This window comes from Pseudomonas sp. Irchel 3A5 (assembly GCF_900187575.1).
GTDB lineage: Bacteria > Pseudomonadota > Gammaproteobacteria > Pseudomonadales > Pseudomonadaceae > Aquipseudomonas > Aquipseudomonas folii.
In genome coordinates, this window is record NZ_FYDU01000007.1 from 164,476 (window position 1) to 188,075 (window position 23,600).

21 protein-coding genes and 1 pseudogene are annotated in these 23,600 nt (G+C 59.3%); 15 read left to right on the top strand and 7 right to left on the bottom strand.

What is annotated here, in order from left to right; all coding sequences use genetic code 11:
• The first annotated feature begins 38 nt into the window (after nt 1-38).
• From kdpC to CKW31_RS13440, 3 genes are read left to right on the top strand one after another with little or no spacing between them, the layout of a single operon-like run.
• Nucleotides 39-611 (top strand): potassium-transporting ATPase subunit KdpC, encoded by a 573-nt coding sequence (gene kdpC, locus CKW31_RS13430; protein WP_095095568.1) that lies wholly within the window; start codon nt 39-41, stop codon nt 609-611.
• A gap of 9 nt (nt 612-620) precedes the next feature.
• Nucleotides 621-3,281 carry a sensor histidine kinase KdpD gene (locus tag CKW31_RS13435; protein WP_095096067.1) on the top strand — a complete coding sequence of 887 codons (2,661 nt, stop codon included), beginning with the start codon at nt 621-623 and terminating at the stop codon, nt 3,279-3,281.
• 31 nt (nt 3,282-3,312) lie between these two features.
• Nucleotides 3,313-4,002, top strand: coding sequence for a response regulator (locus CKW31_RS13440; RefSeq protein WP_095095571.1), 690 nt, complete (start codon nt 3,313-3,315; stop codon nt 4,000-4,002).
• Between the two features lie 170 nt (nt 4,003-4,172).
• On the opposite strand, the gene CKW31_RS13445 is transcribed toward CKW31_RS13440, so the two are convergent.
• Entirely contained in the window at nt 4,173-5,231 is a 1,059-nt protein-coding gene (locus CKW31_RS13445) for a patatin-like phospholipase family protein (protein WP_095095572.1), read from the bottom strand.
• A 186-nt stretch (nt 5,232-5,417) separates the two neighbouring features.
• Between CKW31_RS13445 and CKW31_RS13450 the strand changes: the two genes are divergently transcribed.
• The 6 genes from CKW31_RS13450 (at nt 5,418) to CKW31_RS13475 (ending at nt 11,716) form a co-directional block, all read left to right on the top strand.
• Complete coding sequence (locus CKW31_RS13450) at nt 5,418-5,696, top strand: hypothetical protein (RefSeq protein WP_027901763.1); 279 nt, start codon at nt 5,418-5,420, stop codon at nt 5,694-5,696.
• Between the two features lie 241 nt (nt 5,697-5,937).
• Nucleotides 5,938-6,855, top strand: a complete 918-nt coding sequence (locus tag CKW31_RS13455) for a MoxR family ATPase (protein WP_095095574.1) — start codon at nt 5,938-5,940, stop codon at nt 6,853-6,855.
• Nucleotides 6,852-7,808: a DUF58 domain-containing protein gene (locus CKW31_RS13460; protein ID WP_095095576.1), complete on the top strand. Its 957-nt coding sequence runs from the start codon at nt 6,852-6,854 to the stop codon at nt 7,806-7,808. The genes CKW31_RS13455 and CKW31_RS13460 overlap by 4 nt, the downstream gene beginning before the upstream one ends.
• Nucleotides 7,805-9,817, top strand: coding sequence for a DUF3488 and transglutaminase-like domain-containing protein (locus tag CKW31_RS13465; protein ID WP_095095579.1), 2,013 nt, complete (start codon nt 7,805-7,807; stop codon nt 9,815-9,817). The genes CKW31_RS13460 and CKW31_RS13465 overlap by 4 nt, the downstream gene beginning before the upstream one ends.
• Nucleotides 9,818-9,827: 10 nt before the next feature.
• Nucleotides 9,828-10,592 carry a CHAD domain-containing protein gene (locus CKW31_RS13470; RefSeq protein WP_095095582.1) on the top strand — a complete coding sequence of 255 codons (765 nt, stop codon included), beginning with the start codon at nt 9,828-9,830 and terminating at the stop codon, nt 10,590-10,592.
• A 329-nt stretch (nt 10,593-10,921) separates the two neighbouring features.
• Complete coding sequence (locus CKW31_RS13475) at nt 10,922-11,716, top strand: acyl-CoA thioesterase II (RefSeq protein WP_095095586.1); 795 nt, start codon at nt 10,922-10,924, stop codon at nt 11,714-11,716.
• 20 nt (nt 11,717-11,736) lie between these two features.
• Here the strand turns inward: CKW31_RS13475 and CKW31_RS13480 are convergent.
• The 3 genes and pseudogenes from CKW31_RS13480 to CKW31_RS13490 all read right to left on the bottom strand — a co-directional run.
• A pseudogene (locus CKW31_RS13480) lies at nt 11,737-11,958 on the bottom strand (terminase); the annotation flags it as partial.
• A gap of 290 nt (nt 11,959-12,248) precedes the next feature.
• Nucleotides 12,249-13,730 (bottom strand): methyl-accepting chemotaxis protein, encoded by a 1,482-nt coding sequence (locus CKW31_RS13485; RefSeq protein WP_095095589.1) that lies wholly within the window; start codon nt 13,728-13,730, stop codon nt 12,249-12,251.
• 89 nt (nt 13,731-13,819) lie between these two features.
• Nucleotides 13,820-14,641: a TatD family hydrolase gene (locus tag CKW31_RS13490; protein WP_095095592.1), complete on the bottom strand. Its 822-nt coding sequence runs from the start codon at nt 14,639-14,641 to the stop codon at nt 13,820-13,822.
• Nucleotides 14,642-14,832: 191 nt separating this feature from the next.
• Here CKW31_RS13490 and CKW31_RS13495 point away from each other — a divergent pair, with 191 nt between their 5' ends.
• From CKW31_RS13495 to CKW31_RS13505, 3 genes are all read left to right on the top strand, one after another.
• Nucleotides 14,833-16,257 (top strand): transglycosylase SLT domain-containing protein, encoded by a 1,425-nt coding sequence (locus tag CKW31_RS13495; RefSeq protein WP_095095595.1) that lies wholly within the window; start codon nt 14,833-14,835, stop codon nt 16,255-16,257.
• A 97-nt stretch (nt 16,258-16,354) separates the two neighbouring features.
• The gene (locus tag CKW31_RS13500) at nt 16,355-16,789 is read left to right on the top strand and encodes a DoxX family protein (protein WP_095095598.1); all 435 of its coding nucleotides are present in this window, start codon (nt 16,355-16,357) and stop codon (nt 16,787-16,789) included.
• A gap of 279 nt (nt 16,790-17,068) precedes the next feature.
• Nucleotides 17,069-17,371: a hypothetical protein gene (locus CKW31_RS13505; RefSeq protein ID WP_095095601.1), complete on the top strand. Its 303-nt coding sequence runs from the start codon at nt 17,069-17,071 to the stop codon at nt 17,369-17,371.
• Nucleotides 17,372-17,564: 193 nt separating this feature from the next.
• Here the strand turns inward: CKW31_RS13505 and greB are convergent, their stop codons facing one another.
• The 3 genes from greB to CKW31_RS13520 are packed head-to-tail and all read right to left on the bottom strand — an operon-like array spanning nt 17,565 to nt 21,289.
• Nucleotides 17,565-18,062, bottom strand: a complete 498-nt coding sequence (greB, locus tag CKW31_RS13510) for a transcription elongation factor GreB (RefSeq protein WP_095095604.1) — start codon at nt 18,060-18,062, stop codon at nt 17,565-17,567.
• 36 nt (nt 18,063-18,098) lie between these two features.
• Nucleotides 18,099-20,606: an ABC transporter permease gene (locus CKW31_RS13515; RefSeq protein WP_095095607.1), complete on the bottom strand. Its 2,508-nt coding sequence runs from the start codon at nt 20,604-20,606 to the stop codon at nt 18,099-18,101.
• Nucleotides 20,606-21,289: an ABC transporter ATP-binding protein gene (locus CKW31_RS13520; protein ID WP_027901749.1), complete on the bottom strand. Its 684-nt coding sequence runs from the start codon at nt 21,287-21,289 to the stop codon at nt 20,606-20,608. Before CKW31_RS13520 ends, CKW31_RS13515 begins: the two co-directional genes overlap by 1 nt.
• A gap of 10 nt (nt 21,290-21,299) precedes the next feature.
• On the opposite strand from CKW31_RS13520, the gene CKW31_RS13525 reads away from it, so the two are divergent.
• The 3 genes from CKW31_RS13525 (at nt 21,300) to CKW31_RS13535 (ending at nt 23,308) form a co-directional block, all read left to right on the top strand.
• Nucleotides 21,300-21,905, top strand: coding sequence for an arylesterase (locus CKW31_RS13525; RefSeq protein WP_095095610.1), 606 nt, complete (start codon nt 21,300-21,302; stop codon nt 21,903-21,905).
• Between the two features lie 56 nt (nt 21,906-21,961).
• Nucleotides 21,962-22,255, top strand: coding sequence for a hypothetical protein (locus CKW31_RS13530; protein WP_027901747.1), 294 nt, complete (start codon nt 21,962-21,964; stop codon nt 22,253-22,255).
• Between the two features lie 84 nt (nt 22,256-22,339).
• Nucleotides 22,340-23,308, top strand: coding sequence for a L,D-transpeptidase family protein (locus CKW31_RS13535; RefSeq protein WP_095095613.1), 969 nt, complete (start codon nt 22,340-22,342; stop codon nt 23,306-23,308).
• The last annotated feature ends 292 nt before the right edge of the window (nt 23,309-23,600 follow it).

A 23,600-nucleotide genomic window follows, 5' to 3' on the forward strand; every position in this document is an offset into this window, starting at 1 on the left:
AGTTTGCATTTCAAATTCGATTTATGAGGATTCTCACCATGTCCACCATCATCCGTCCCGCCCTGAGCCTCCTGGTATTGATGACCCTAATCACAGGCGTCGCTTATCCGCTGGTCGTCACCGGCGTTGCTCAGGTCGCTTTCCCGGATCAGGCCAACGGCAGCTTGATCCACGACGCCGACGGCAAGGTCCGCGGCTCGCAGTTGATCGCCCAGTCCTTCACCGGAGACGAGTGGTTCCACTCGAGGCCTTCCGCAGGTGCTTTTGCCACGGTCGCCAGTGGTGCCAGCAACCTTTCCCCAAGCAACCCGGCACTCGCTACGCGGATCAGCGAAGACGCCACGAAAGAAGTTGTGCCAGGTCAGGGCCCGGTGCCGTTGGCGCTGCTGACAACTTCCGGCAGCGGTCTTGATCCGCACCTTTCACCCGAGGCCGTTGCATACCAGACCGTCAGAGTGGCCAAGGCGCGCAAGCTTTCCGTCGAGAAAGTCCAGGGGTTGATCGAGGCCAATACTTTGCGGCCCTTGATCGGTCCGCCGGTGGTCAACGTTTTGAACTTGAATCGCAGCCTGAATGAGTTAACGTCTGCGCAACAACAAGCACAGCTTTGAGTGAGCAATATGAGTGATTCCGGCCGTGCCGATGCGTTACTAGCCCAGATGCCCGGAGACGGGCGCGGTCGACTCAAGGTATTTCTCGGCGCCGCGCCGGGTGTGGGCAAGACCTACGCCATGTTGCAGGCCGCTCACACTCAGTTGCGCCAGGGCGTGGCGCTTATCGCTGGCGTCGTCGAAACCCACGGTCGGGCCGAGACCGAAGCGCTGCTGAGCGGCTTGCCGCAGCAGCCATTGGTTCGCTCGGAATATCGCGGCGTGACGCTGGAGGAAATGGACCTCGACGGTCTGCTCAGGCTCAAGCCGAAACTGGTGCTGGTCGACGAACTGGCGCACAGCAACGCGCCCGGCAGTCGTCATGCCAAACGCTGGCAGGACATTCAGGAACTGCTGGCCGCTGGCATTGACGTTTACACCACGGTCAACGTCCAGCATCTGGAAAGCCTCAACGATCAGGTCCGCGGCATTACGGGCGTGCAGGTTCGGGAGACCTTGCCGGACTGGGTGTTGCAGGAAGCCTATGAACTGGTGCTGATCGACCTGCCGCCGCGTGAACTGCTGGAACGTCTGCGTGACGGCAAGGTGTACGTGCCTGAGCAAGCGCGTGCGGCCATCGATGCTTTCTTCACCCAGACCAACCTGACCGCCTTGCGTGAGCTGGCGATGCAGACCGCTGCGGCTCAGGTCGATGACGATCTGGCTCAGGGATATCGCCAGATGGGGCAGGCGGCACCGGCCGTTCGTGGTCGCCTGTTGGTCGCCGTCGATGGCGATGCGCACGCCGATCGTCTGGTGCGCCACGCCAGCCGTGTCGCTCAGCGGCGGCATCTGCCATGGAGCCTGGTGCATGTCGACAATGGCCGGCCGTTCGATGAGCAAAATCGTGCTCGCCTGCAGAGTGCCCAGCAACTGGCCGAGCGGCTGGGCGGTGAAGTGGTGCTGTTGCGGGCCGGTGAAGTGGCGAGGACCTTGATCCAGCATGCGGGTGAACGTCGCGCCAGTGTCTTGCTGGTCGGCCAGTCACAGCCGCGACTGCGCCGTCGCTGGTTGGGGGGAGGGGTGGCTGAACGTCTGTTACGCGAAGCCCACGGGCTGGAAATCAGTGTGCTGGACAGCGAGCCGTTACCGGATCAACCACGGGTGCGTTCTTCTCGTCCCGCCAGTTGGCAGGACTATTCATTGGCGGTGATCGCCACGGTATTGGCCAGCGCCTTCGCCTGGGCCGTGTCCAGCGTGCTGGACTTGCCGAACATCTCGCTGGTGTTTCTGGCTGCGGTGCTGCTGGTGGCCGTGCGGACCAGCACGGGACCGGCCCTGGCGTCTTCGATTCTGTCGTTTCTGGCTTACGACTTTTTGTTCATCACACCGAGCTTTTCCCTGAGTATCCAGCGCGAAGAAGACGTGCTGACCTTGCTGTTTTTCCTGTTGATGTCGGCGTTGACCGGCAACCTCGCGGCCCGTCAGCGTCGCCAAATGCAAGCCTTGCGCGAAACACAGGAAGAAACCAGCGAACTGCTCGACCTGTCGCGAAAACTGACCGCCGCGACTGATCGGCAAGCAGTGATCAGCGCTGCCGGGCAGCATCTGAGTGGCTGGCAAGAGCTTGATATTTGCCTGATCGACCGGGATGGCCCCAACGGCTGGAAAGTGCAAAGCGGCATCGCGCAATTGTCCGAGCCGGAGCGCGCCGCTGCGGACTGGGCGTGGAAACATGATCAACCTGCCGGGCATGGCACTGGCACCTTGCCGTCCAGTCGCTGGTGGTGGTGCCCGTTGTCCGGCGAAGACGGGCCGCTGGCGTTGCTGGGTGTCAGTGCGCGTGCGGGGCAGGATTTCACTGCGCAGCGGCGTCGGCTGTTGATTGCGCTGAGCCAACCGCTGGCTCAGGCGCTGGCTCGGGCGCAACTGGCGGATGACCTTGAGGCGGCGCGTTTGCACGGGGAAACCGAGCAGTTACGCAGTGCGTTACTGGCGTCGGTGTCCCATGATCTGCGCACACCGCTGACGGCCATGCGTGGCAGCATCGACAGCCTGTTGGCACTGGGCGAAGCCATCCCTCTTGAAGATCGTCGGGAGTTGCTCGAAGGCACTCGGGACGAGGCCGAGCGTCTGGATCGCTACATTCAGAACCTACTGGACATGACCCGCCTTGGTCACGGCGCGTTGAAGCTGGCTCGGGACTGGGTTTCGCCGGGGGACATCGTCGGCAGTGCGCTGAATCGACTGCGTGCAGTAATGGCGCCGCTGCAGGTCCAGACCTTGCTGCCTGCCGAGTTGCCGCTGCTGTATGTACACGCGGCGTTGATCGAGCAGGCACTGGTCAACGTGCTGGAAAACGCTGCACGGTTTTCGCCCGTGAATGGGCGTCTGGAACTGGAGGCCGGGGCTATCGATGGCGAACTGTTCTTTGCGGTCAGTGATGAAGGGCCGGGCATTCCTGAAGAAGAGCGGGCCAAGATTTTCGACATGTTTTATACCGCCGCGCGGGGCGATCGCGGCGGGCAGGGCACAGGGTTGGGGCTGGCCATCTGTCAGGGCATGGTGGGTGCCCACGGCGGGCGGATCAGCGTCGGGCAGGGCATTGATGGTCAGGGCACGTCTATCACTCTATATTTGCCCCTTCAGGCTCAGCCTCAAGGCGAAAGCGAAGCGGAATTGCTGTCTTGAGTCCGCTTTACGTTAAAGAATCAGGGTGATCATGAGTCAGACCGCAACCATTCTGGTGATCGATGATGAGCCGCAGATTCGCAAGTTTCTGCGCATCAGCCTCGCGTCCCAGGGCTACAAAGTGCTGGAAGCAGGAACGGGGGCCGATGGCCTGACTCAGGCCGCGCTGAGCAAACCCGATCTGTTGGTGCTGGACCTGGGCTTGCCGGACATGGACGGTCAGCAGGTGCTACGGGATTTTCGCGAGTGGTCCAGCGTGCCGGTGTTGGTGCTATCAGTGCGGGCCAGCGAAACCCAGAAGGTTGAGGCACTGGATGGCGGCGCCAACGACTACGTGACCAAACCGTTTGGTATTCAGGAGTTCCTGGCTCGTATTCGCGCCTTGTTGCGTCAGGCCCCGACGGGCGAACAACAAGGCGCGGCACTGGTGTTCGGTCCTTTGACCATTGACCTGGCATACCGCCGGGTGCTGCTGGATGGGGTTGAAGTGGCCTTGACCCGCAAGGAGTACGCGGTACTGGCTCAACTGGCGCGGCATCCGGGGCGGGTCATTACACAACAGCAATTGCTCAAGGACATCTGGGGCCCGACCCATACCGAAGACAGCCACTACCTGCGAATTGTGGTCGGTCACTTGCGCCAGAAGCTGGCAGATGACCCCACCGCACCAAGGTTTATCGTGACCGAAGCGGGCGTGGGATACAGGCTACGGGAGGCCTGAATACTTTTTGTAATTGGAATATATATCTGTTGGAGCGAGGCTTGCCCGCGAATGCGTCCTTTCAGCTAGCACATGCATTGACTGACCCGACGCTTTCGCGGGCAAGCCTCGCTCCAACGAATATGACGATCCTGAGTATTGACGGTGCGCCAAGCCAAAAAATTTACATTTCAGCTATTGCCTCGATGCTCCGCCTCATACCGATCAAGTGTATCGCTGGCGATCTCCCGGCCCAGGGCGATGAGTTCCGGTGCCTTATAAAACTCGAAAAACCGGCACACGCGTTTCGGCACATTGATCAGGATATCCGGCGGATACCCGGCGATCTTGTACTGCGCCAGAGACGTCTGCATCACCTCAAAACTCTGGTTGATCAGGTCCAGCAGCGACGCCGGGCCGACATTATCGATGATCACTGATCCTGTGGCGGACTTTGGCGCGCTCTCGCCTTGAGGGGCTGCAGCGGGTTGCTGACCTTGCGGATCGGCAGATTCCAGCCACGGATTGTCGATCGCCGCCGCGCTGGCCTTGAGGCTGTTCTGCGGCAGGTGCAACACTTCGTTGCCAGCGGCGTCCAGCTTGCGACGGAACGGCAGGCGCGAACCCAGTGAACTGATCATGTGATCGAAGCGCCGTTTCACCGCAGGCGGGCGCTCGATCACCGGCAATTGATAATGCCCTTGGGTGGTCGAGTTGAGATTGACCGCGACGATCAGGTCGCAATGGCTGGAAACCACCGGAACGATGGGCAGGGGATTGAGCAGGCCACCATCCACCAGCATGCGATTACCCTGCATCACCGGCGTGAACAGACTGGGAATGGCCGCCGAGGCGCGCATGGCCTGATGCAGGCAGCCTTCCTGAAACCAGATTTCCTGCTGATGGGTCAGGTCAGTCGCCACTGCGGTGTAGGGAATGCGCAGGTCTTCAATGTTGACTTCACCGACGATTTCGCGGATCTGACCGAACACCTTCTCGCCCCGAATCGCCCCAAGGCGGAAACTGACGTCTACCAGTCGCAACACATCCAGATAGTCCAGGCTTTCGATCCATTCCCGGTATTGTCTGAGCTTACCTGCCGCATACACACCGCCAACTACCGCCCCCATGGAGCAACCCGCAATGCAGGCTATCTCATAGCCGCGGCGCTCCAGTTCCTCAATGACACCGATATGCGCATAACCCCGAGCGCCTCCAGAACCCAGCACCAGTGCTATACGTTTTTTCATGAAAGGCTCCCCGAGTCAGATTGATCCACCATACGCTTGAATCGGGTTATTTTTATCGCTCATTTAGGCGTTGTGAAGGCTCTATTTCAGTAAAAAACAGTTACGCTTGCGACCGCGGTATTGGCACTTTCAGCAAGCGCCGCCGTCAAAGCTGCACCATTGATCGTTCTTCTTGAGGTAACACCGATGAAAGCCTGGATTGTCCTGCCCTTGTTTGCTCTGGTTCTCACTGGTTGCGCGGGTAAAACCGGTTATCGCGAAAGTTGCGGGACGCAACTCGATTCGGCCTGGAAGGAACTCGATCTGGCCAAGGCTGAAGGCTTCGCCGGTACGGTCAGCTACTCCAAAGCCTTGTCCTTGCTGACTGGCGCCAAAACCCAGCAACAATTTGAAGCCTTCGAAGGTTGCACCGAGAAAGCCGAAAAAGCCCGCTTCTATATCCGCGAATCCCGCGCTGGCAGGTAAGTAGAGCTGGGCGCTGTGGGAGCGGTGCTTGCCCGCGATACATGAGACGCAGCCAGAAGGCATACCGCGTTATCGTTTATCGCGCACAAGCACCGCCCCCACAATTGTTTTTCAGTCAACATTCCCATCCCTCCCGTACCAATTTCCTCTTCTCTCTGGCGAAAACACCTACGCTAACTTTATTGTGACTGCACAGCAGTCCCGTTTTTAGCCATAGGCAGTCGCCTGGAGAGTGTTTTCGATGGGCAGAAAACTCGATGAGTGCCTCAATGCCATCAACGAGGTGGTGTTAGGCAAGGAGTCGCAAGTCCGGCTGGCAATGACCTGCCTGCTCGGTGGCGGCCATTTGTTGATCGAAGATTTGCCCGGCATGGGCAAAACCACGCTCAGCCATACCTTGGCCAAGGTGCTGGGCCTGAGCTTCCAGCGAATCCAGTTCACTTCGGATCTGTTACCGGGGGATATTCTCGGCACGTCGGTGTTTGATCGGGAAACGGGGCAGTTTACCTTCCATCCCGGCCCGATCTTCGCTGAGCTGGTGCTGGCTGACGAGATCAATCGCGCCACGCCCAAAAGCCAGAGCGCTTTGCTTGAAGCCATGGAAGAGGGGCAGGTCACTATTGAAGGCGCGACCCGTTTGCTGCCGGATCCATTCTTTGTGATCGCCACCCAGAACCCTTTCAGCCAGGGCGGCACGTTTGCTTTGCCTGAATCACAACTGGATCGCTTTCTGATGCGTCTTTCACTGGGATATCCGGCACGCTCGGCGGAGAAAGCCTTGCTGTTGGGCGAATCACGTCGGGATTTATTGCCCCGTCTACAGCCGCTTTTGAATCACGCCGAACTAGGGGCTTTACAGGCGCAGGCCCGGCAAGTGCGGGTCAGCGATGCGCTGGTGGATTACGTTTTGCGGCTGGTGGACGCAACCCGCGCCCAGCCGCAGTTCGCTTATGGATTGTCGCCACGGGCGAGTCTGGCGATCCTCAGCGCAGCACGGGCCTGGGCTTTGCTGGCCGGACGCGAATATGTGATCCCCGAAGACGTGCAGGCGATTTTGCCCTCGGTGGTTGGCCATCGTCTTCGCGAGCGGACTGATCCCACCGGGCATGGCGGCGGGGCCTTGGTCCAGTGGTTGCTGCGTGAGGTGCCGGCGCTTTGATCGAACAGTTCAAACCGTTCTGGCAGCGCTGGCTGGCGCGACGTATCCCCCCCGCATCGCGGGTCAGACTCGACCACCGGCGCATTTTCATCTTACCCACCCGTACCGGTGGCAGTTTCGCGTTGGTGCTGTTTTTGATGTTGCTGGTGGCGATCAATTATCAGAACAGCCTCGCTTATGGCCTGACGTTCCTGCTGCTGTCGATGGCAATTCTGGGGATCTTGCACACCTACAGAAACCTGAGCGGTCTGGTGATTAGCGCGGGCCCGGCGCGGCCTGTGTTTGTCGGTGAGACCGTGCAACTGAGCCTGCGCCTGGAAAGTGATAACCATGCCCATCAGGCGATCTCGCTGGGCTGGGACGCGGAGCAATTGCAGCAAGTCGATATCGCTTCCGAAGAACGAGTCGAGGTCGAGTTGAGCTTGCCTGCACACAATCGCGGCTGGTTGCGGGCACCAAGGCTACGGGTTGAAAGCGTCTTTCCGTTAAGCATTCTGCGCACCTGGAGCTGGCTGGATCTGGAGCAGACGGCGTTGATTTACCCGCGGCCAGTGGCGGGTGCAATGCCGTTGCTTAAAGGCGTTCAGCCCCATGCCGAAGATCAGGGGGTGGCCACTCAGGGACCGGGCGTGGATGACTATCAGGGCTTGCGCACTTATCAGCCCGGTGACAATCGGCGACGCCTGCACTGGAAGGCGTATTCCAGAGGCCAAGGACTGCTGCTCAAGGACTTCACCGACCTGAGCGGTCAGGACTTGTGCCTGGACTTCATGGCCCTGGGCGGTGACATCGAAGAGCGGCTGTCGCGTCTGTGTTATTGGGTGGTGATTCTGTCCCAGCGTCAGCAACCGTTTGCCTTGCGCTTGCCGGGTTATCTGTCGGCAGTGGACAACGGCAATCTGCACCGGGAAACCTGCCTGCGCGCTCTGGCGTTGTACGGCGTGCGGCAATGACCGCCGTCGCGTCCGGCCTGAGCCTGCCGATTCCGCGTGCCAGCCTGCTCTGGCTGCTATTGGCACAAGCGCTGGTCATCGTGCCGTTCATTCAGCACATTCCTGGAACCATCATCATTTTGTGGCTGGTCTGCATGCTGTGGCGCGTGCAGATATTCCGGATGCGTGCTCGCCATCCGGGGGCATGGATAAAAGGCGGTTTGCTGGTGGGCACGGCGGGCGGGGTGTATCTGGCCCGTGGCAGTCTGGTCGGTCTGGAGGCCGGTGCCGCGCTATTAGTGGCGGCCTTTGTGCTGAAAATGCTCGAGACGCAGAGTCGGCGCGATGCATTGGTACTGATCTTTCTTGGCTTCTTTTGCATTACGGTTGGCTACCTGTTTGAGGACAACCTGCTGTGGGCGGCGTTTACCTTGCTGCCGGTCAGCACCTTGTTGGCGGCGTTGATCGGCCTGCAGTCATCCAGTCATTCCAGCAGTCAGCCCGGCAGCCTTAAGTTGGCGATTAAATTGTTGGCGCAAGCTGTGCCGCTGATGCTTTTGCTGTTCTTGTTCTTCCCGCGTCTGGAGCCGCTCTGGTCATTGCCGCAGCCGAGCAATAAAGGCCAGACGGGGCTTTCCGACAGCATGGCACCGGGGGACATGGCCGAGCTGAGCAAGTCTGCGGCGTTGGTGTTTCGTGCCAGTTTTGACGGTCCGATTCCGGCGCGTAATCAACTGTATTGGCGCTCCCTGACCCTTGAACAGTTCGACGGTCGGCGCTGGTCCCAGTCGCTGCGCGCGCAAACCGTGCAGATGCCGCAGTGGCAGAAACGAGGTGATTCGCTGAGTTACAGCATCGTCATGGAACCCAGCGGCCGACCCTGGTTGTCGAGCCTGGACGTAGCCGAAAGCAATCTGGGCGATGTGCGCCAGATGAACGATTTCCGCTTGCAGCGACGGCGGCCGGTGGAGCAGTCGTTGCTCTACAACGTCACCTCCTGGCCGGACGCAACCCGTGAGGCGCAACTCAGCGAGAACATCCAGCGACAGGACCTGCAGTTACCCGCCAAAGGCAATCCCCAGGCTCGGCAGTGGGCCAGCGATCTGCTGCGCCGTCATCCACAGCCCGATGGGCTGGTGCAGACGATGCTCGATTACTTTGCCCGCGAGCCTTATCACTACACCCTCAAACCACCGACGCTGGGACCTGACAGCATCGATGACTTCCTGTTTGAGAGCCGGCGTGGCTTTTGCGCGCATTATGCTGGGGCCATGACTTTCGTGTTGCGTGCAGCGGGGATTCCTGCACGGGTGGTGGCCGGTTATCAGGGCGGCGAACTGAACCCGGACGGCCAGTACCTGACAGTGCGCCAGTTCGATGCTCACGCCTGGGTTGAATACTGGCAGCCCGGTGTTGGCTGGCGCAGCGTCGACCCCACCGCAGCGGTTGCGCCGCAGCGTATAGAACAAGGACTGGAGCAAGCGTTGGCCGCGGACGAGGCGTTTCTCGCGGATTCACCCATGTCGGCGCTGCGCTATCGCCATGTGCCTTGGATCAATTCGTTGCGCCTGAGCTGGGACAACCTTAATTACGGCTGGCAGCGCTGGGTGCTTGGCTATCAGGGGCAGGAGCAGTTGCGGGTGCTGAATCGCTGTTTTTCAGGTCTGGAGGCTCCGGCGTTCATCGTTGGGTTGGGCGTATTTCTGGGTTTGGTTGCGCTGTGGGTATTCAAACCCTGGCAGCGGGAAAGTGATTCGCAACTTCGCCTGTTCGGTGCGTTCGAAAGATTGCTGGCGCGTCATGGCCTGCGGCGTTTGCCGGGGGAGGGGGCCGAACAGTTCTCACGCCGTGCGGCATTGTCGTTACCGGGGCACGCCGAAGCTATCGATGCGTTTGTCAGAGAGTTCCAGGCGCAACGTTACGCCGGTAGCTCGTCATCACCGGCGGAACTGCGCAGGCGTTTGAAGCAATTGCGGCGTCGTTTGCCATGGCGTTTGTCAGCCGTCAAAGAAACCCACGATTCACGATAAGGATGAGTTCATGTCATCGATGGTTGACCATCTGGTCGCACAGGTCCTGGGCCTGCATATCAAGTTGCTGGCTTGTCAGGCGCGTCTTGCCGCGTCCACCGACCCCGAGGCCTTGCACGACTTGCGCACGACGGTCCGCCGTCTGCGCAGCCTGTTGCGTCCTCTTCGTGGGGTGTCGGGTGTCGAGCAACTGGAAACCGCAGCCAAGGCCGTCGGGGAGCTGACCACGCCGCTCCGGGACATGGAAGTACTGGCCGCACACTTGGCCGAACAAGGCCTGACCGACGCTGCAGCCGTGCGTATCAATAAGGTCAGCAAGGCTTACGGGCAGGTTGCGACCTCTGCCGAACTCGGTCGCCTGTTCAGCACTCTGGATCAATTTCCAGGATTCCTGCGGGTCCAACAGCGGCAACAACTGTTGCGCGGCCTGCGCAAGACCATCGAGAAAGGCATGGACAAACAGTGGAAAAAACTCCGCGAAGCCATCGCCGACCCTGCTCATGACCGGCACCGTCTGCGCCTGCTGATCAAGCGCGTGCGCTATGCCGCGGATGCTTATCCCGAATTGAGCCATCAACCGAAGAAAATGCAGTCGCGTTTGAAGTCCGCTCAAGGTGCGCTGGGCGACTGGCACGATCACCTGCAATGGCTGGCCCAGGCCGGACAGGAACGCGACCTGGCACCCTGCATCGCCGCTTGGCAAACCGGTATCGTACGTGCAGAGAAGAAGGCCGATGTTGCGCTGCAGCGTTTGAGCAAGACCTGTTTTGGCTGAAATCGCTTTAAGGTATTGGCTGCCGTTAAACACATTTCAACTGTCTGATTTGGAATGCTTTGTTACCTGTAGGAGCGCGCTTGCCCGCGATTGCGTCGGCATAGGCAATATATTCATCGACTGACGGACCGAATCGCGGGCAAGCGCGCTCCTACAGGTGAGTTATTCGCCGGAGACTGTGCGGCGATTTAGCGACTGGGCAGCGTTGATCCGGCCGCAAATATGGCAGATATGTCGTATCCGCTATCCATGATGGCTGGTTAAGATCAACGCCTGTCTGCTGACTCGCCACCGCGCGGGTCTTTTATTATCGGTACTACGGGGTATACATGAAGTTTTCCGAGCTGATCGATGCGGTGCGGCGTAATCCGCTGGCCGTGACCATCCCGGCTGAATGGGCGCAAGGCCGCGCCAGTTTTGGTGGTTTGATGGCGGCGCTGCAATATGAAGCGATGCGCGCCAAGGTGGCTGAGGGGAGGCCAGTGCGGTCCCTGGCGATCACCTTTGTCGGTCCGGCCGAGCCTGGCGTTCCGATCGCTTTCGAAGTAGAGGTATTGCGCGAGGGCAAAGCGGTCAGCCAGTTGCTGGGTCGCGCGACGCAGAATGGTCAGGTTATGACGCTGATTCAGGGCAGCTTCGGCGCGCCACGCGAGTCGGTGATTTCGGTGAAATCCGATCCGGCGCCTACGCTCAAACCGCTGGAAGAATGCCCGCAACTGCCCTTTGTCAGCGGCATGATGCCCGAGTATTTGCAGTTCATGGAGCTGCGTTGGGCGTTGGGCGGCATGCCGTTCAGCAATACGCCGTCTCCGGCCATTGGCGGTTACGTGAGGTTTCGCGACATCGAAGAAGGACCCTCCAGTGAAGCGCACATGCTGGCGCTGGTAGACACCTGGCCACCGGCGCTGCTGCCACACCTGAGTAAACCCGCGCCGGGCAGTTCACTGACCTGGACCATCGAGTTTGTGCAGCCGATGCCGACGTTGAGCACGTATGATTGGTGTTCGTACAAGGCGGTTATCGAGCATGCGCGCGATGGCTACGGTCACACTGCGGCGATGCTTTGGTCGCCGGCGGGCGAGTTGATTGCGATCAGTCGGCAGACGGTGACGGTGTTTGGGTGAGCTCGCTGTCACATCGCTGGCGAATGAGCGTGACGCTGAATGCCCAACGCGGCGATCAGGCCGATGACGCCTATGGCGAGTGAGGAGAAGCTCATGGAAAACACCCCGTCCAGAATGAGCAGCGCAGCCAGAATGAACAGCGGCACGACGATCAGGTGCAGCACCAGATTGCTGGGCTGAAGTTGATTGTCGGCGTAGTTACCCGACTGCCATGCATGGAGATTGAGTATGCGCTTGGCCATGACTGTATTCCTCTACAAACACTGTGTGAATGCCTGAAGAGTAGGCCCAACTCGCAGTTGCGGCGAATCAAGCCTGACTATCGGTGTGATAGGTCCTGAAAGCGGTGATCCGCCGCCAGAGACAGACGCGTTGCTGTTTATCGTGGGCAAGCACTGCACAGAACATACTGCCGTGGGACCGGCTTTAGCCGGGAAGGCGGCATCTCTTACGATACAAATGTGTCGTCTGAACTGGCCGCTTCCTGGCTGAAGCCAACCCCACGACATTCTGCCAATGTTTGAAACCGGACCTACAGCTTCAACTGCCCAATCGCCTTGCTCAGTTCACCCGCCAGGGTGGCGAGTTCGTCGCTGGTGCTTGCCGAGTCCACGGTCTGGTTGACGGTGCGTTCGGTCACGTCGCGGATGCTGACCACGGCGCGGTTCATTTCCTCGGCGACCTGGCTCTGTTGCTGTGCGGCGACTGCAATCTGGGTGTTGCTTTCGCGCATTTGCGCCACTGCGTCGGCAATGGCTGCCAGTGCTTCACCGGCTTCGTGCGCCTGCTGCACGCACTCATCAGCCTTGAACGAGCTGTCCTGCATGAAATCGACGGCATCCCGGGTGCCGGATTGCAACGCTGAAACCATCGTGGTGATTTCATCGGTGGAGACCTGAACGCGTTTGGCCAGGTTGCGTACTTCGTCGGCAACCACCGCAAAGCCGCGGCCCATTTCTCCAGCCCGTGCCGCTTCAATCGCCGCATTCAGGGCCAGCAGATTGGTTTGCTCGGCGATGCTATGAATCACGCTGACCACGCCGTTGATCTTTTGACTGTCTTCGGCCAGGCGCTGAATCATCCCGGCAGTTTGCTGAACGCCAGTCGACAAACCGGCGATCGAGGTCTGAACCCGGTCAACCACAGCCTTGCCGCCACCTGCCAAGGTATCGGCGGTTCGGGATTGATCCCGGGTGGTGCTGGCGTGCTGGGCAATGTGGAAAACCGTTGCGGACATCTCATTGATGGCGGTGGCGACCTGATCAGTCTCACTTTGCTGACCGAGCATGCCTTGACGCACATCGCTCATGCCTGCCGCCAGATGCATTGCGCCCTGATCCAGACGCGTAGCGGTCTGCGAGACCGTGGTGACGACTCGCTGATAGCCTGCCTGCATGGCGTTGAATGCCTTGGCCATCTGGCCCACTTCATCCTCGCCGGTCAGTGGCACGCGGGCCGACAGGTCGCCGCTTTTTTCCACGTGCAGCATGACGTCTTTGAGGGTGTTGAGCTGAGTCAGCAGGAAGCGGATCAGCAATTGCGAAGCGCCGAGCATGGCCAGCATCAACACGAGCACGGCAAGGGCGTAATTGGCGAAGCGCTGCTCCAGCACTTGCATCAGGCTCGGGGCAAACGCCAGTACTGCGATTCGCTGCCCGTCAGGTCGTGACACGATCTGAGCACCGATAAGCGCGCGTTCGCCGGTCAACGGTCGTGGGTTGAGTTCGACCCATTCCTTGGCAGCGCTCAACTCAGACAGAGGCCGTCCATTAAATGCGGGCGTTTGCCCGGCAGTGAACACCAACACCCCGGACTGGCTTGGCAGTGGCTGGGGCGCAGGCCAGGTAGCGAGCAGAAGTGCCTGGGCCTGAGCTGACTCCCGGGCGTCATCGATACGGGCCTGTTGTTCCAGTTGCAGGGCGTAGATGACCAGCATCAACGTGGTGAAAAAGGCCACCGCGTTGACGGCCCAGAACTTGTACTTCAGGGAAAGGTTGCTAATCCAGGTGCCCATAGGAGGTCTTCTTTGGTTAGTCAGGAGAAATGCAGCAAGGTGCCATCATCATCTCCTACTTAACAAAGCGTCCCTTGACCTGGATCAACCTAATCCTGAGCGGCGACAGGTATTTGAGGTAATGCGAAAAACTCTCTTGCGGTGGCGCTGCTGTGGCTGGCCAGGTCCTCGAGTGTCTCACCGCGATGCTGCGCGACTTCTCGCAGGACTTCCGGCAGAAAGCCGGGTTCGTTGCGACCGTTCTTCGGCTTGGGCCGCAGGGTGCGCGGCAGCAGGTAGGGTGCATCGCTTTCCAGCATCAATCGGCCACGGGGAATATCGCGAACCAGTGGATGCAAGTGGGCGCCGCGGCGCTCATCGCAGATCCAGCCGGTGATGCCGATGTGCAGGTCCAGGTCCAGATAGCTGTAGAGCGCGCGCTGTTCGCCGGTGAAGCAGTGCACCACGGCAGCAGCCAGACGATCACGATAATCCCGGAGGATTTCCAGCAGCCGCTGATTCGCATCGCGCTCGTGGAGGAATACTGGCATTTGCAGCTCCACGGCCAGTGCCAGATGTGCTTCCAGTACTTTTTCCTGTTGCGGGCGCGGAGAGAAGTCGCGATTGAAATCCAGCCCGCACTCGCCGACGGCCCGTACCCGGTCTTCCTGAAGCAGAGCGCGCAATTGGCGCTCGCTGTCAGCGTTCCAGTCAACCGCCGAATGAGGATGAATCCCTGCGGTGCTGAACAGTCGCAAAGCGCTTTCGTCGAGCTCATGGCAAAGCTTCAAGGCCTGCTCACTGCCTTCGACGCTGGTGCCGGTGAGCAGCAACTGACAGACGCCCGCAGCATAGGCGCGATCAAGCACCGCTTGTCGTTGGGAGTCGAAGCTGGCGTTTGTCAGATTGACGCCGATGTCGATGAGTTGCATGGTGCTACCTCTGGCCGGAGACCACTGAGGATATCAGAGCTACGGCTTCAATAATAAAAGGTAATACAATCAGACGTTTGAGAGACGCTTCTGATTCATTTTTGTAGCATTCGGATGGCCCGCGTGTCATCGCACACGCTTCACCCACTTCTTTTTTCATGTTTTTCGAACGGCATTACCCTGGAGAGTTAATGATCCGAGCTTCCCTCTACCTGATTGTTTCTGTGTCGCTGCTGTTGCCATTTTCGGTCAGTGCCCGTCAGGCCGGGCCGCAAGTTGCCGAGCACAAAACAGTCGTGCGCGATCTGCCGACGATTCGCAGCAGCAAGGTATTGCGCGTGCTGGTTAATCAGAGCCGCAACAGCTCGGGGGATGCCAAGGGAGAGGAGATCGGCGTCGAGTACCATCGACTGCAGGCCTTTGAAAAATATATCAATAGCCATTCCCGTGATGGTCAGCAAGTCACCTTCAAAATCATGCCCAAAGCCAAAAACCAGTTACTCATCGCGTTGCAGCGGGGTGAGGGGGATCTGGTTGCCCCTGGCGAGCTGCTCGACACGCGGGAAGCCAGAGGCATTCAGGCCAGTGAGCCGATCATCCGTCATGTGCCGTTGGTTGTGGTGGGTGTCAGAGGGGCGCGCAGCTTCAAACATATCGAACAGCTCTCTGGACGAACCCTGAGTTTGTCCGCGGGCAGTGCTGCCGATGAGGCCGTGCATCTGCTGAATCAGCGACTGGCTCTGCGCAAGCTGCCCCCGGTGAAAATCGAGTGGGTCGATCCAAGCCTGGCGGTGGAGGACGTACTGGAGATGGTTCAGGCCGGGATCTACCACCTCACGGTGGTCGAGCAGCCTATCGCCGAGCGGTGGGCCAAAGTCATGCCCAAATTGCGTGTGGATCGTTCGTTGACCCTAAGCACCAACAGCGACATGAACTGGTTTGTGCGGCAGGACGCAACCGTGCTGCGCGCTACCATTGATGGCTTTCTCAAGAGCTACAAACCGCCAGCCAATCAGGACCTGGCGTTCCAGAAGGCCTACAAAAATCTCTACAAAGTCCACAACCCGTTGGCCAGGGCTGATCGGCAGCGTCTTGAGGAGTTACGGCCGACCTTGCAACGCCATGCGGACGCTCAAGGCATGGACTGGTTGAATCTGGCAGCACTGGCTTTCAAGGAATCAGGGCTTGAGCCACAGGCGCAGGGCAGCGGCGGCGCTACCGGGTTGTTGCAGATCACGCCGTCCGCCGCCAAGCGGGTCGGCGTGGGCAACATTCAGTCTACCGATAGCAATGTGCAGGCCGGGGCGAAGTACCTGGCGTTGATCCGCCGCAAGTTTTTCGCCAGTTCCCGATTCAACGAGCGTGAACGCATGGCGTTTACCCTGGCGGCCTACAACCTCGGCCCAGAGCGCGTGCAAGGCATGCGCAAGGAAGCCAAACGACGAGGGCTCAACCCTGATCAGTGGTTCTTCCAGACTGAGCGGGTTGCCATGGATCAGGCCGGCATGGGCGTGGTGAGTTACGTCAACAGTGTGAACAAGTACTACCTTGCGTTTGATCGTGAGCGGGATTCACTGGAAAGCGCTCCGTCCGGCAAAGCTGTCGTGAGGAAATGATCGAGAAAATAGATAGTGATGCCGAGTTTTTTGCGATTGCTACATTGGCTGATCCGATTAATATGGCGCCATCAACTTCATTCACGGAACGCCTCACATGAACACTCGGATCAAATCGCTTTTCACTACCCGCGCTGGTTACGGCCTGACTGTTGTACGGATTCTGGTCGGTATCATCTTTGTTGCCCATGGCAGCCAGAAACTGTTCGGCGCTTTCGGTGGGTACGGTCTGGAAGGCACCGGCCAGTACATGGCGAGCCTGGGTCTGACACCGGGTTATCTGATGGCGCTGCTGTCCGGCAGCGCAGAGTTCTTCGGCGGTCTGGGTCTGGTAGTCGGTTTGCTGGCCCGTCCTGCGGCGCTGGTACTGGCAGCTACATTGGTCGTGGCGATCTTCTCGGTACACATCCACAACGGCTTGTTCATGGCCAACAATGGTTATGAGTTCGCGCTGGCGCTGCTGGGCGGTGTAGTCGCCGTGTTGATTGAAGGGGCGGGCAAGTTGTCCATTGATCGCGCCATTGGTAACTGATCAACGTTACTGATAGATGTAACGCCTGAAAGGCCCGCCTGGTGCGGGTCTTTTTTATTGGGAACAAATAAGAAGCGCGTTACTGGCAATTGACAATCAGCGGGCGGCTTCTCTACGATGCTGCCCATGCGCCGATTTAACAACTACTTGCGGGGCGCCAGATGAGCATGAAGCTTATCGATAGAAGTCCTCAGGGGCTTCGAAATACCGCTAAAGCGTTGGTTCGGTGTTGCCTCTCACCGCTGCCCAGCGGAGCATTTGAGGCTGAGTCAAAACATCATGAACCATCCTGTCGTCCGTATTTCCCCGATTGCCACCCAGTTTTCCCGTCGCAACCCGAAAATCCTGCTCTGCGGTTCACACCAGCCAACCCTGTTGCGCTTTCTGGACGGCCGTCCACGTCGCAACGGCGGTCCTCACGCATTTCTGATCCAGTTTGTCGATCCGCAACAGTCACTGGCCAACTTCAAGGATGACCAGTTCGACCTGGCGGTGGTTCAGGCGCCTTCTGCCGAACGCGTGGAAGAAGTGGTGCGTGATCTGACGCGCATTGCCCGGCAGGGGTTGATTACTCGGTGTTGAGGGCTGCAACTCCTATCAAATAAACATAACTATATGATTCTAAATGAGGTTCTGTAGGAGTGAGCTTGCTCGCGATAGCGGCAGTTAAGGCGGGAAATTCATTGGCCAAAAAAACGAATCGCGAGCAAGCTCACTCCTACAGGGGCTGTGTTTGCTGTGCGACGGCGCGGTGTCAGAAGGCTGACCTGCTCTATCAGAGGTAATCAATCGCTACGATATAGCAGAGCTGCTCACCGGTCGGGGTCTGAACCTTCACTTCGGCATCCAGCGCTTTGCCGATCAGGGCGCGGGCCAAGGGGGAGTCGATGCTGATCAGGTTCAGTTTCAGGTCCAGTTCGTCAGGGCCGACGATCCGGTAGCGCGACTCTTTGCCATCTTCGTACTCAATGGTCACCCAAGCGCCGAAGTAGACTTTGTTGATATCGCTGGGGTGCGCGTCGACGACTTTGAGGCTTTCAAGTCGCTTGGTAAGGAAGCGCACGCGACTGTCGATTTCGCGCAGCATTTTTTTGCCGTAGGTGTACTCGGCGTTCTCCGAACGATCTCCCTGAGCTGCTGCTTCGCTCACCGACTGCGTGACTTGCGGGCGGCGGACGTGCCAAAGCTCATGGAGTTCGGCTCGCATCCGCGCTTCACCCTCAGGGGTGATCAGCGCGGTGCCAGCGGTGCGGGGAGGGCGATAGCGGCTCATGGATTGTCGTTGTAGGGAACAAGGGCGCGAAGTCTATCAGCCATCGCGCAGCACCGTCAGCGGGCTCACATTCAACGCTCGACGGGTACCGAATACGCCCGCGCCACCTACCAGCAAAGCGCCGATGACAGGCAACAGCAGCAGCCAGGCATGAGGCGCCCAGTCGAGGTTGAATGCGTAGCGGTACAAGGCGAATGTCACCAATTCGCAACCCAGTGCAGCCAGCAAGCCGCTGACGGCGCCCAGCAGGCCAAACTCGATGCGTCGCGCCTTGATCAGTAACGCCCGCTCCGCACCTAGAGCCCGCACCAGAGCACCTTGGCGAATGCGCTCATCAAGGGTCGCTTGCAAGCCGGAAAACAGCACGGCAATGCCCGCAGCCAGGACGAACAGCAGCACGAACTGCACCGCCAGCGTGACTTGATCCAGAATGCTGCGTACCTGCTCCAGTAACGCTTCGACGCCCAGAATACTGATGGCCGGGAAGGTGCGCGACAGCTCGACGATCTGCTTGTCGTTGCCAGCAGGCAGATAGAAGCTGGTCATGTAGGTGGTGGGCAGATCCTGCAAAGTGCCGGGCTGAAAGATGATGAAGAAGTTTGGCTGGAAGGTGTCCCAGTTAACGTCCCGCAGGCTGGTGACCACTGCATCACGACTCATCCCGCCGATCATGAAGTTCAAGCGGTCGCCCAGTTTGATCTGCAGGCTGTCAGCCAGCTTGGCCTCTACCGAAACCCCGGGAGTTGCACTGGTTTCGCCGTTGGCTGGCCACCAGTTGCCTGCGGTCAGGGTGTTGCCTTCCGGCATGTTTGCCGACCATGTCAGATTCAGGTCGCGGCGTGTAGCGTTTTCCCCGCGAGAGTCCTTCGTCACGAAGTCGCTCACCGGCTTGTCGTTGATGTTCAAAAGGCGACCGGGCACCACTGGATAGAGTGGTGCGGCGTGAGGTGACAGTTTGCTGATCTGCTGGCTGAAGGCGTCTTTCTGATCCGGCAGCACGTTGAGCACGAAGTAGTTCGGCGCGTCTTTGGGCAACTGGTTTTGCCAGGTGTCCAGCAGTTCGCCGCGCAGTAACGCGATCAAACCCATGGACAACAGAATCAAGCCGAATGCCAGCGATTGCCCGGCAGCAGCCATGGGATATCGCAGCAATTGACCCAAGCCCAGGCGCCACGGCAGCGACGCGCGGGCGAGCAGGCGACGCAGGCTTTTCAGGGCCAGCAACAGCAAGCCGCCAAGTACCACTGCTGCGATCACACCACCGCCGAGCAATGCAAAAGTCAGTACCAGATCCAGGCTCAACCGCCACATGATCAACCCCAGAGCAAGCAAGGCGGCGCCGTACACCAGCCATGAGCTGGCCGGAATGGGCAGCATGTCACGGCGCAGCACACGAAGCGGCGGTACGCGACCCAGGGCTGCAAGCGGTGGCAGAGCAAACCCGGCCAGCGCAACCAGCCCGGTGCCGATACCTGCGAGAGCAGGCATCACGCCACCGGGAGGTACTGTTGCGGGCAGAAGATTATGCAGCAGAGCGAACAGCGCCAGTTGCGCCAGCCAGCCCAGCAATGCACCGCTCAATGCGGCAAGCAGGCCAAGCATGGCCAGTTGCAGGCTGAACAGCACCAGCGCTTCATTTCGGGAGAGACCCAGGCAGCGCATCAGTGCGCTGGCGTCGAATCGGCGCACGGCGAAACGTGCCGCCGACAGTGCAACGGCGACACCGGCCAGCAACACCGCAACCAGACTGGCCATATTCAGATATCGTTCGGCCTTGCCCAGCGCGCCACCGATCTGTTGACTACCGTCGCGGGCGTCCTTGATTTCCTGATGCGGCTCCATGCCCGGTTCGATGGCCTTGCGATAGGCGGCCAACGCTTCAGGCGGGCCGGTCCACATGTCCCGATAACTGACGCGGCTGCCCGGTTGCACAACACCGGTGGCTTGCAGATCAGTCATGTTGATCATGACCCGAGGTGTCAGGCTGTAGAAGTTGCCTGCACGATCAGGTTCATAGGTCAGCACCCGGGTCAGCTTGAGTGTTTTGGAGCCAACGTCGATGTCGTCACCCACTTTGAGGTCCACTGCCGGTAACAATCGCGACTCAGCCCAGGCTTCACCGGGTTTCGGGCCGCGGCTGACTTCTTCAGGCTGATACAGGTCGGCAGCGCTTTTCAGTTCACCGCGTAGCGGGTAAACGCCGTCGACGGCTTTAATGCTCGAAAGCTGAATCCCGGCATCGGTGGCGATGACCGTGGAAAACACGACGATTTGTGCATGCTTGAGCTTGAGTGCTTCGCCCGCCTGAATTTGCTCAGGCCTGGCCGGGCTTGAACCTTCCACGACCAGATCAGCACCAAGAAACTCGGTGGCGCGCAGCAGCATCGCGCCATTGAGGCGGGCGCCGAAATAACCGATGGCGGTGCTGGCGGCTACGGCTACCAGCAAGGCAAAGAACAGGACTCGCAGTTCACCGGCGCGGGCATCGCGCAGCAGTTGGCGAGTGGCGAGGGTGAGCAGGCGCGAAAACGGCAGGCGTACCATCAAGGCTCCAATGGGGCGACCAGACGGCCACCTTCAAGACGGATCAGGCGACGGCAGCGATGTGCCAGACGTTCGTCGTGGGTGACCAGTACCAGCGTCGTACCGCGTTCCTTGTTTAAATCGAACAGCAGGTCGCTGATGCGCTCACCGGTCTGGCTGTCCAGGTTACCTGTGGGCTCGTCGGCGAACAGTACGGACGGATCTGCCGCGAATGCACGGGCAATGGCAACCCGTTGTTGCTCACCTCCCGACAGTTGGCGCGGCGTGTGGGTCAGGCGTTTGCCCAGCCCGACGCGCTCAAGCAGAACTCTGGCCTGCTCGCGCGCATCCTTGCGACCTTCCAGCTCCATAGGCAGCATGACGTTTTCCAGTGCATTGAGGCTGTCGAGCAACTGGAATGACTGGAATACAAAACCCACATGTTCGGCGCGAACCCGGGCGCGCTGGTCTTCGTCCAGCTCACTCAGGTTGCGGCCTGCGAGAATCACTGCTCCGGAGCTGGGCAGATCGAGACCGGCCAGCAGGCCGAGCAGCGTTGACTTACCAGAACCTGACGCGCCAACGATGGCCAGACTGTCGCCCTTGTTTAGTTCCAGTGAGAGTTCGTGCAGGATGGTCAGGTCACCTTCGGTGCTGGGGACCACTTTGTTGAGGCTCAGAGCACTGAGAATACTTTCACTCATGGAGAATCCGATGCGTGCGTGGTTTTTAAGTGCTGGCCTGGGTTTGCTGTTGCTGTCACAAGCCGCAGCGGCGGGCACAGTATTGATCGTTGGGGATAGTATCAGCGCGGCTTTCGGCCTGGATACCCGCATTGGCTGGGTTGCCTTGCTTGAACAGCGCATGAAGCAGGAGGGTTTCACCGACAAAGTGATCAATGCCTCTATCAGTGGCGATACCAGTGCCGGAGGACGGGCGCGGCTGCCTGCGCTGCTTGCAGAGCATAAGCCGGAACTGGTGATCCTGGAGTTGGGGGGCAATGATGGCTTGCGTGGTCAGCAGCCAACTCAATTGCAACAAAACCTTGCATCAATGATTGACGGCTCGCGGGATGCTGGCGCCAAGGTACTTTTGCTGGGTATGCAGATCCCGCCGAACTACGGTCCGCGTTACACCAACGCGTTCAAGGAGGTCTACACCAATCTGGCCGCCGAGAAAAAAGTGCCACTGGTGCCGTTCTTTCTCGAGGGGGTGGGCGGTGTTCCCGAGCTGATGCAGGCGGATGGCTTGCATCCGGCGGCCAATGCTCAGCAAAAGTTGCTGGAAAATGTCTGGCCGACGCTAAAACCGCTGCTTTGAGGCTTTTCTACGCGGGGGCTTTCGGCTAAGGTGGCGCCCCCAATCTGGAGCCCTCCATGCCACGTCCTGCCTGGTCCCTGTATGCCTACCAAATGATCGAGCCCGATGAGCAGCTCGATCTGTTCGCGTGTCAGGAAGTCAAAGTGCATCTGGTGGCCCGCCAACTGGAGCTTGGCGGGACCGTTGATCGCACGCTGTGTGGCACTTTGTTGCCCGCACAGCCGCGCTGGTCAGTGGTGGCGAGAGAGGTTTTTCGTGACGAGCGGTTGTGCTCGCTGTGCCGTGCCATCGTCGAAGCGCAAAAAAGTGGCAACCGGCCGATCTGGCCTGAATTACGCTTCATGGAGTAAATTGCGGGTTGACTCCCGGTCCGTCAGGTCTGGGTGTACAATTCGCTACTTTACTACCCGCCGTATTGCCCAAGGATTTCCCGGATGTTGTCGCGCATTCCAGCCGTTACCCGCTGCCTGTCGCTTGCTGCACTGTGTGCGGCAGGCTCCGTTTCCGCTTTGGAATTCCCCTTGCCGCCGCCGGGTGAAGACATCATCGGCCAGGTACAGACCGTAACGGCCCGATACGAAGATACTTTCGCCGACCTGGGCACGAAGTACGATCTGGGTTATCTGGAAATGATCGCCGCCAACCCTGGCGTCGACCCATGGTTGCCGGGCGCTGGTACGCAGATCGTGCTGCCGACCCGATTCGTGCTGCCACCGGGCCCGCGCGAAGGTATCGTGATCAACCTTTCCGAGTACCGCATGTATTACTACCCGAAAGGGCAGAATGTGGTTCACACCTATCCGCTGGGTATCGGTCGGGAAGGGTGGGGCTCGCCAATTGGTGTCACCAAGGTGATCGCCAAAACGCCAAATCCGACCTGGACGCCACCGGCGTCGATCCGTGCCGAGCACGCTGCCGATGGTGATCCACTGCCAAACGTGGTGCCTGCTGGTCCGGATAATCCTCTGGGGCCTTTCAAGTTTGGCCTGGGAATGTCCGGTTACCTGATTCACGGTTCGAACAAGAAGTTCGGTATTGGCATGCGCACCAGTCACGGTTGTTTCCGCATGTACAACAACAACGTGCTGGAGCTGGCCGATATGGCCCCGGTGGGCACTACCGTGCGGATCATTGCCGAGCCTTACAAGTTTGGTGTCAGCGGTGGCAAGGTTTATCTGGAGGCACATACGCCAGTGGATGACAATGGCAACCCTTCGGTGGTCGATAAGCACACCGCAGTAATCAATGCGTTGCTCAAGCGCGAAGACCTGGCGAATAACCTGCGCATGAATTGGGATCTGGTTCGTGACGTGGTTGCGGCTGAGGATGGTATGCCGGTCGAAATCGCGGTGCCGGGTGCTGCGGTGGCTGCCAGTGTTCAGGATTCGGTTCCGTTGCAGTGATGGTTCTTTTATGAAGTTGTTTTGCGTACATATCCGCTTTTGGGGGTATTGCTGATATTGGTTGCGCTTTTACAGCGCGTCACTTTTGAAAAGAGCCCAAAAGTAACCAAAAGGCTCTTGCCCCACCACTTGGTGCCTCGCCTAGGCTCGGCATGCCCGCCCGCAGATCTGTAACCGTGGGTCGCCGCAACGGGCCATCCATGGCCCAATGCTGCTAACCCGGCGTCCTGCCGGGTTACCCACGGCTTCAGAACTGCGTTCGGCCAGCGTGGTTTAACGGGGCGCCTCAGAT

Bases quoted from the DNA above. Each gene is read 5' to 3' on its own strand.
- kdpC (WP_095095568.1), top strand. From the start codon at position 39: ATGTCCACCATCATCCGTCCCGCCCTGAGCCTCCTGGTATTGATGACC.
- CKW31_RS13435 (WP_095096067.1), top strand. From the start codon at position 621: ATGAGTGATTCCGGCCGTGCCGATGCGTTACTAGCCCAGATGCCCGGA.
- CKW31_RS13440 (WP_095095571.1), top strand. From the start codon at position 3,313: ATGAGTCAGACCGCAACCATTCTGGTGATCGATGATGAGCCGCAGATT.
- CKW31_RS13445 (WP_095095572.1), bottom strand. From the start codon at position 5,231: ATGAAAAAACGTATAGCACTGGTGCTGGGTTCTGGAGGCGCTCGGGGT.
- CKW31_RS13450 (WP_027901763.1), top strand. From the start codon at position 5,418: ATGAAAGCCTGGATTGTCCTGCCCTTGTTTGCTCTGGTTCTCACTGGT.
- CKW31_RS13455 (WP_095095574.1), top strand. From the start codon at position 5,938: ATGGGCAGAAAACTCGATGAGTGCCTCAATGCCATCAACGAGGTGGTG.
- CKW31_RS13465 (WP_095095579.1), top strand. From the start codon at position 7,805: ATGACCGCCGTCGCGTCCGGCCTGAGCCTGCCGATTCCGCGTGCCAGC.
- CKW31_RS13470 (WP_095095582.1), top strand. From the start codon at position 9,828: ATGTCATCGATGGTTGACCATCTGGTCGCACAGGTCCTGGGCCTGCAT.
- CKW31_RS13475 (WP_095095586.1), top strand. From the start codon at position 10,922: ATGAAGTTTTCCGAGCTGATCGATGCGGTGCGGCGTAATCCGCTGGCC.
- CKW31_RS13485 (WP_095095589.1), bottom strand. From the start codon at position 13,730: ATGGGCACCTGGATTAGCAACCTTTCCCTGAAGTACAAGTTCTGGGCC.
- CKW31_RS13490 (WP_095095592.1), bottom strand. From the start codon at position 14,641: ATGCAACTCATCGACATCGGCGTCAATCTGACAAACGCCAGCTTCGAC.
- CKW31_RS13495 (WP_095095595.1), top strand. From the start codon at position 14,833: ATGATCCGAGCTTCCCTCTACCTGATTGTTTCTGTGTCGCTGCTGTTG.
- CKW31_RS13500 (WP_095095598.1), top strand. From the start codon at position 16,355: ATGAACACTCGGATCAAATCGCTTTTCACTACCCGCGCTGGTTACGGC.
- CKW31_RS13505 (WP_095095601.1), top strand. From the start codon at position 17,069: ATGAACCATCCTGTCGTCCGTATTTCCCCGATTGCCACCCAGTTTTCC.
- greB (WP_095095604.1), bottom strand. From the start codon at position 18,062: ATGAGCCGCTATCGCCCTCCCCGCACCGCTGGCACCGCGCTGATCACC.
- CKW31_RS13515 (WP_095095607.1), bottom strand. From the start codon at position 20,606: ATGGTACGCCTGCCGTTTTCGCGCCTGCTCACCCTCGCCACTCGCCAA.
- CKW31_RS13520 (WP_027901749.1), bottom strand. From the start codon at position 21,289: ATGAGTGAAAGTATTCTCAGTGCTCTGAGCCTCAACAAAGTGGTCCCC.
- CKW31_RS13525 (WP_095095610.1), top strand. From the start codon at position 21,300: ATGCGTGCGTGGTTTTTAAGTGCTGGCCTGGGTTTGCTGTTGCTGTCA.
- CKW31_RS13530 (WP_027901747.1), top strand. From the start codon at position 21,962: ATGCCACGTCCTGCCTGGTCCCTGTATGCCTACCAAATGATCGAGCCC.
- CKW31_RS13535 (WP_095095613.1), top strand. From the start codon at position 22,340: ATGTTGTCGCGCATTCCAGCCGTTACCCGCTGCCTGTCGCTTGCTGCA.